Below are 7797 nucleotides of genomic sequence, written 5' to 3' on the forward strand. Positions count from 1 at the left end.
CAGCAACCTCTTCTTCTTCAGCTGCGGGTTCTTCGGCTGCGGGTTCTTCAGCAACTTCCTCTTCAGCTGCGGGTTCTTCGGCTGCGGGTTCTTCAGCAACCTCTTCAGCAGCAGGTTCTTCGGCTGCAGGTTCCTCAACAACCGGTTCTTCAACAACGGGTTCCTCGACAACCGGTTCTTCAACAGCGGGTTCCTCGACAACGGGTTCCTCGACGACAGGTTCTTCAACGGCAGGTTGGTTATCCCACGCCTTACCGGTGAATTTCACCGTACCGCCAGCAGGCGTATTGACGATGTAACCCATGCCACCCTCGATACCAAAACCGTCACCTTCTTCAGCAACAGTATAACCGACGAAACTCTGCGTTGCGGCATCGAGTTGGACGACGATTGTTGCGTTGAGCATTGCTGCCAACGATTTCGCGGTGTAAGGTGTTTCTGGCATCAAGGGGAGAGAAATCATGTTCAAGCCGGGGGCGAGTGTCACATCAAAACCAGGACCTTCAGTTACTGTTGGTTCTTCGACAACCGGTTCCGGTTCTTCAACGACTGGTTCTTCAACGACTGGCTCTTCAACAACTGGCTCTTCAACAACTGGCTCTGCAGGTGCGTCAACCGGTGTGATCATGAGCATTGCTGTCGGTTCTGTCCATGCAAACGCATCACTAACATCAGCACCACCTTGGATACCTTCGTGCGCCATAATCACGCCACCTTCGGTCGGGACGCGTGCGTTACTGCCTGCAGGATCAACTTCAGGATCTAAACCGAGCGGGCCTGGAATATCAGAAGCCATCTCTGTGTTATCTTCACTACCAGCATCGTAAGCCATTAAGTCGATGGTGGCAGTAACAGGCATGCCGTCTGCATCAAACAGTGGCACGTCAATCGCTGCGATGAACGCATCATTGGTTGAGACTAACATTGTACCGACAGACAGCGAAGAGTTCACCATGTCAGCAGTTAAGGTAACAGTCGTAGATTGACCCGGCATCGTATATCTGCGCGTTCCATCAGCATTCATAGCTATCGCGACATCTGCGCCAGCACCCTGGGCAAGTGCGACGAGACCTGAGATATCTCCACCCTCAGCCATTGCAACAATCGCTGGACTTGCGGGTTCACCGGGGACAGCAAGTTTAACACCGGCAGGATGTGCCGCAAAGATCGCAGGTGAGAAAGTTTGTCCACTGACACCGTGTTCACCCACAGTGAGGTTCGTGAGTTTAATCTCGAACATCTGGCTAACCGGCATTTTGACGGGTTCTTCAGCAGGTTCTTCTGCGGGTTCTTCAGCAGGTTCTTCTGCGGGTTCCTCGGCAGGTTCTTCTGCGGGTTCCTCGGCAGGTTCTTCTGCGGGTTCTTCAGCAGGTTCTTCTGCGGGTTCCTCGGCAGGTTCTTCTGCGGGTTCCTCGGCAGGTTCTTCTGCGGGTTCTTCAGCAGGTTCTTCTGCGGGTTCCTCGGCAGGTTCTTCAGCAGGTTCTTCTGCGGGTTCTTCAGCAGGTTCTTCTGCGGGTTCTTCAGCAGGTTCCTCGGCAGGTTCTTCTGCGGGTTCCTCAGCAGCAGGGACAGTCACCATACCATCTGCAGTTGTAGTTTCAACTGTAGTATTATTGGCACCAGCGAGGATAACGTTCGTTATACCGATTGTGGATGCTTTTGCCTCAACGACTTCAAAAGTTACCGTGGCAAGTGTGCCATCTGCCCCTGGTGCGGCACCGGTCAGAGAGGCCGCCGAAATTTTAACACCACCTTCAGATTCTATAGGTTGTGTCGCAAATGAACCGGCAGGTAAGTAATCCGCGTTCGCACTTCCAACAAAACTGAGTGCGGTCGGATCATAAGATATGTCAACTTCATATCCTAATACACCTGCCCCACCCATTATGTTAATATTCACCATGAGTTGCTCCCCAGCAGCCGGGGATTCAACTGTAGCAGGATCCACAGAAACGACGGCTTGGCCGTAACTCATGGCTGTAAATCCTAAACACATTACAACAGCTAATAAGGAAAACAGGGCTTTCCTATTAAAAAGCTGGTCTTTCATAAGACACTCCTTATAATTCATTAATATTGTGACGTTTTCTTTACCATAGCGGTATAGAGGTCAGCTCCTCGTTCGCGAATATGGGATATCCCCCAGAGTGGTATGTTTTTGCTAAAGGCACAAAGGTGGTTCGCTTAAACGAGGTTTCCTTAAAAGGTAAGTTTACCCTAATGTTATAACGTTGTCAAATTAAATTCGGTTTAAAGTTTAAAATAGACAATTTTCGCCAATCGGGTGAACATACCTTATTATCTTAAAGTATACCATAAACCTTAGACATAAAACAAATTAAAAACAAATTACGCATCTACACGTGGTGCAAGCGCGTTCCAAACATCGGCTAATTCAGCAGTCGCTTTGTAAACCGGATAGAGTGCTTCCCACATCGCTTTGCGCGCTGCAGCCGCAGCAGCCGCATCACCTTCAGCGAGCGCGGTTTTGAGTTGATTCCCCATCTCTTGCTGGACGGCTGCGCACGTTTGTGTCAGTTCTGCAAGCAATTCTGAGGCATGGTTCTGGCGCGCAACGAGTTCCGATACGGACACCTGCATATCCGGCTCAACATCGTAAGCGTGAGCAGGCACGAAATTATGTGGGAGCCGCTCGCCATCTGCTGTACGCGGTGTGTGCGTCGGGTGGATATGTGGCGTGACGGACAAATACATCGTCATCGGTTCATCACCCAGAACGCGCACCGTATGCGGTTGATCTACCAAAGCGACACACATCTGCCCCGGTCCCAACTCTTCGGTTTCACCATCAATCTCAAATTCGACGCGCCCTTCCAGAATCAGGAAAATCTCATGCCCTAAGTCGTGGCTATGGAGTTGAGCACTCTGCCCAGGCTCCATCTTTAAGAACCGTGAACGAATTTGCGGTGTCACCAACACATTGCGTACATCTGTCCGATAATCGTAAACAGGAAATCCCATCGCGTGCCTCCATGCACTTTTGGCATAAATATAGCATTTTCCGAGAAAAATGTCAAGAGAAATATCAGCGGATATTGTCCCTACCTAACCAAGTTTGAATATTAAATTGATGTTTCTGATCTTCAGATGAGTGGGAAGGTTGGAAATTAAGAAGTGTTTTTGCTTGGGTATTTCCCCTAAGAAGGTAGCGAACACAGCATTTCTTCCAATCTTCCTCAAAGCCTAAAATTTGCTTCTTGATGTTGCTTAACTGAGTACTGACAACTAATTACCTTTTTTATTGACATCCATTTAAATGTGGATACAATATACACAAAAGACCTAATGCTTTATTTTTCAATTGAAAGGACACAAATTATGGATTTAACACGCCAACCGCCGCGCCGCCCTTCAAACCTCGGAGTCGCCGGAATTGTCGGGGCAGCACGGATGACAGACAAGGCACGCGCGCATAACGAGGAGACCCTCGGTGAGTATATCTACGGTGAGAGCTCCGGTTTAGATCAACGCGTCTTAGTATTCTTAGGGATTTCAGCGGACGCTTTCGCCGAAGCCACTGGACAACGCGACGATACCGCACTCGGGCACTGGGTGCTTGAAACAAGTGGAAAGACAGCAGCAGAGATTGCCGAGTTTAACGATGCTGCCCTTAGCCAACTGCCCGATACCGATGCGCATAAACAACGCTTGAAGGATCGGCTCGCTCGCTTCGCACCCGGTAGAACTGATATTACAACGGTGCTACAGTCGATGGAACTCGACGATTGGGGCAGTTTCTGGCAGGTTGACCTCACCGCGGGTCCGCCCCGCAGCGCACGCGCTACAGATATTGCGGGTATCTGCGGGGTCGCACGTATGGCGGATAAAGCACGCGCCCAGCGTGCAGAGAAAATTGGGGAATACCTATACGGCGACGATTCCGGGCAAGATGTCCGTATCTTAACTTTCCTCGGTATCTCAGCCGCAGATTTTCAAGAAGCTGCCGTGAACAACCCGAACAATCTCGAAATCGGCGCATGGGTACTCGAAAACTGTGGTAAATCGCAGGACGAAATTGATACTTTCAACGAAACGTTGGTAAACTACGGACCCAATGAAGCGTCACAGGAACGATTCAACGCGCGTATCCAAGAGATAGATCCGAGTCGGACAGACATCAACACGTGGGTTGCACTGCAGGACTTGGACGATCAACTGAGTTTCGGTATCATCGACCTCAATCGCCGCGCGCCACGCAGCCCTTATAATACCGATGTCTACGGGATGGTTCAACTCGCGCGGTTGATTGATAAAGGTCGTGCATCTCATAACAACACACTGGGGGAATATGTCTACGGCGAGAACTCCGGATTTGATCGGAGGGCATTCGATTTCCTCGGAGTCTCTGCTGCAGAATTCACTGAAGCACTGAAGACATTGTTGACTGATGCAGACATTGAAGCGTGGTTAAAGGCAGATTATCCGAAAAGCGAAGCGGATATCGAAACCTACAACGAATGGATGCGCGAGATGGCTCCTACAGATGAACACTTGAGGGAGCGAATGACGAGGATGCTCAACAAGATCGCGCCAGAACGTACAGACATCAATACATGGTTTGAATTGATAGTTCTTGACGATGAGAAGACGTTCGCATCATAGGTTGATTCGGTAAGGGAGTTGATAACAGGTATCAATCGGTTGCCGCTAAAAAAGTAGATTGCATCACAAAGGGTTTACAGTTGATGGTCAAGAACTCTCGTTTTGCTGACTACTCTGTCAGGGTTTCTGACGAAGCCCTTGTTGTCAGGGGAGGTCGAAACCGGATAGAGGATATTCGACGCGGCATAGGAACACACCCGAGTGGAATTACTGGTGTGTCGGTAGAAAGTTCTGAAGGTGTAACAATCGTTGAACTTTCTCGCGCTATCCCCCATAGGCAAATTGGTGTAACAACAGTAGGTGAAATCCGAAAAATTGGTGATGTTATACGAACTTTTGGTAGAAGCTTGTATCATGCCACTTTAACCGGACTTACACCCGAACAAATTAGCAATCTTCTTACACCAATGATTCTAAACCCTATACGGGGAGGAAAATGATGAAGAAATCAAGAGTTTTTGCTGACTTTCATAATGCAGATATGAAAGGTAGGTTGCGCTTAAATTGTGCTGGAACTCTAACGGACCTTGCCTGTCAAAAAATTGCGCTGCGAGACAGCCAACGCCTCGTCTTTTACAGTGAGGAATTGGAAGTTGACGGTATAGTACAGTATTCAGACGAAGAAAATTTGTGGGTCGCGGTAATTGATTGGAATTCTATCCGTGAAGTTCCTTAAAATACACCTGAAAAAGTCCGTTGGATAGAGCATAGCGAAACCCAAAATTTCACGATATTGAACAAGATGAGGTGATGTTACCGTGAAAAGCCTTGAAGCGATCGCCGATGTTCAGTCTGGAAAAAGCCCAGTCGCCAACGCCGCATGGTGGGGGTTCAATCCAGAAGACGCGACAGAAACCCTGCAAGCAGCCATTGACTCCGGCGCGAAACGGGTCGTTGTTCCAAATATGCGCGCCGACTGGATCGTCCGACCCATCAGACTTGCCGGAAATCAGGAGTTAATTTTTGAACCCGGGACAGTCGTCTCTGCAAAACGGGGTGAATATCGTGGCGGAGGCGACTCGATGTTCACCGCACAAGATATCGAAAACCTCACGATCCGTGGATACGGCGCAACTTTCCGTATGTGGAAACAGGATTATATATCAGGGCTTGTGCTTGAACAACTCGACTGGCACCGCTGGTATGGACAGTACTCAAAAGCGGAATGGCGGATGACGTTATCAATCCGTGGGAGTAAAAACGTGAATGTGTCGGGTCTGACGCTCAAAGATAGTGGCGGCGACGGCATCTATGTTGACGGTGGTAAGGAACGTCGAGCCTCTGAAAATGTGGTCCTACGCGACATCGTCTGCGATAACCATTACCGGCAGGGCATCAGTGTAATTAGTGCTGTAAATCTTAAAGTCGAAAACTGTGAGTTTTCAAACACATGGGGAACCCCACCGGCATCGGGCGTAGACATCGAACCTGACAAAAGCGATCAACGGATAAAAAATGTAGTGTTTTCTGGATGCAAGTTTGTCGATAACGTCGGGGACGGCATTGAAGTGTTCTTAGCACATACATCTAGCGAATCTGAGGACGTGACGCTCCGCTTTGAAAATTGCCACGTGAGTAGTCAGCACGGAACAGGTATCCGTGTAACGAAAATTGGAGACGATGGACCAGGGGGCAGCATCGAATTCGATAACTGCACAGTCGACAGTACTGTCGGTTACGGCATTAAGGTTCAGGAAAAGTCTTTGAAAGGCGCACGCGTAACCTTTACGAATTGTAATGTGATTAATGCTGCCAGCGATCCGCAGTTCGGCGGCGAATCGTTCCCGATTTCATTATCTTTACCGCAACCGGACATAGTTCGGACAATGGGTGGCATCGACTTCATCAACTGTTTCATTGAAGACAACCGCGACCGTGGCGCTATCGAATTCACGCAACCGAAGAGCGATTACTCGCTTCACGACATCACAGGAACAATAACAGTTTTGAATCCAAACGGGGTCCGTGCTGAACTCGGTAAACAGCGCGAAACGCTTCCACTGATTGTCAAGGTATACGAATAGTGTTCATTCTATTTTGAAATTAGAAGTAAATCTGGTTCGTAGTAGGGCGATTCATTGCCCGTTGTTGACGTGTGGGCATGCGATGAATCTCCGGACAGTGTTCATTCTATTTTGAAATTAGAAGTAAATCTGGTTCGTAGTAGGGCAATTCATTGCCCGTTGTTGACTTGTGGACGTGCGATCAATCGCACTACTACGAACCGACCGTAAAATTAAAACTGGATAAAGCAATAGGATTCAGAAATATGGCAAAAGAACAGACACTTCCTGCAGAACCGCTACCACCGGACACCTTGAATGCCGTTCTGGAAGACTTCTACCAAAACGGTGTGACGATTGTCCGAAATGTGCTCTCACGCGAGACGTGTGAAGGCATCGTTGCGCGTGTTGACGAAATTTTCGCTGAGCCGTACTTCGTGCAAATGCGGAATGTCAAAGGCTCCCGGCAAGACGGCAAAGATCCGATCGTCGTACACCGCCTTTTTGAATGCGACCTCATGTTCCGAGACCTGCTCGTGCGTGAGCCAATTATCGGCATCGCTGAAACTGTGCTTGGTGAACACTGCCATTGTATTGCCCAAGGATGTATCTTGAACCGAAAAGATTTAGGTATTAACCGATTTCACATTGATGATGGTGTGGAATTCCCAATCACACCCGAAATGGACCGGCACGACCCAAGACTGCGGATGCCAGTGCTGCGTATGTCCGTGCAAATCGCGTTGAGCGACCAAGATGAAGTCAAATACGGACCGTCTCAATTCGTTCCGGGCAGCCACTACTCTGGCAGACAACCCGATGACCCAGAACATCCGACGTTTGAGGGTAAAGAACCCGTTTCGCTCCTCATGAAAGCCGGGGATCTCTATCTGCTCAACGGGCAGACGTGGCATCGCGGTGCACCGAACCAGACCGATCGGGTGCGTTATCTCTTCCACCAAGTCTATGGACAACGCTTCGTCGCACAGCGGTTCTGGCCCTACCTCAACTATCGTATGCCTGATTACGTCTTAGAAGGTGCTGATGAACGGCTACTTCGCGTCCTCGGCAAACACCCGGAAATGGCGTATGGATAAGGTATTAATCCTACACGGCAGGTCAACTACCCAAGTCTAAAGACTTGGGCTTGTGAGAAGCGTATACCCAACGT

7 protein-coding genes are annotated in these 7797 nt (G+C 49.2%); 5 read left to right on the top strand and 2 right to left on the bottom strand.

All coding sequences use genetic code 11. The annotated features are described in order from the left end of the window. Together OXH00_18955 and OXH00_18960 are read right to left on the bottom strand one after the other, a co-directional pair. Window positions 1-1975 (bottom strand): spondin domain-containing protein (locus OXH00_18955; protein MCY3743102.1); only part of this gene is annotated, 1975 nt, incomplete at its 3' end. A gap of 374 nt (window positions 1976-2349) precedes the next feature. After that, window positions 2350-2982 (bottom strand): cupin domain-containing protein, encoded by a 633-nt coding sequence (locus OXH00_18960; protein MCY3743103.1) that lies wholly within the window; start codon window positions 2980-2982, stop codon window positions 2350-2352. Window positions 2983-3339: 357 nt separating this feature from the next. Between OXH00_18960 and OXH00_18965 the strand changes: the two genes are divergently transcribed. From OXH00_18965 to OXH00_18985, 5 genes are all read left to right on the top strand, one after another. After that, window positions 3340-4623: a DUF5069 domain-containing protein gene (locus OXH00_18965; GenBank protein ID MCY3743104.1), complete on the top strand. Its 1284-nt coding sequence runs from the start codon at window positions 3340-3342 to the stop codon at window positions 4621-4623. A gap of 83 nt (window positions 4624-4706) precedes the next feature. Next, a complete protein-coding gene (locus OXH00_18970) occupies window positions 4707-5063 on the top strand; it encodes a flavoredoxin (protein ID MCY3743105.1) in 357 nt (118 codons plus the stop codon). Continuing rightward, the gene (locus tag OXH00_18975; GenBank protein MCY3743106.1) at window positions 5063-5299 is read left to right on the top strand and encodes a hypothetical protein; all 237 of its coding nucleotides are present in this window, start codon (window positions 5063-5065) and stop codon (window positions 5297-5299) included. The genes OXH00_18970 and OXH00_18975 overlap by 1 nt, the downstream gene beginning before the upstream one ends. 82 nt (window positions 5300-5381) lie before the next feature. Next, complete coding sequence (locus OXH00_18980) at window positions 5382-6647, top strand: right-handed parallel beta-helix repeat-containing protein (GenBank protein MCY3743107.1); 1266 nt, start codon at window positions 5382-5384, stop codon at window positions 6645-6647. A 245-nt stretch (window positions 6648-6892) separates the two neighbouring features. Further along, the gene (locus OXH00_18985) at window positions 6893-7723 is read left to right on the top strand and encodes a phytanoyl-CoA dioxygenase family protein (protein MCY3743108.1); all 831 of its coding nucleotides are present in this window, start codon (window positions 6893-6895) and stop codon (window positions 7721-7723) included. Window positions 7724-7797: the final 74 nt, after the last annotated feature.

The organism is Candidatus Poribacteria bacterium (assembly GCA_026706025.1).
In the GTDB taxonomy this organism is placed as follows: domain Bacteria; phylum Poribacteria; class WGA-4E; order WGA-4E; family WGA-3G; genus WGA-3G.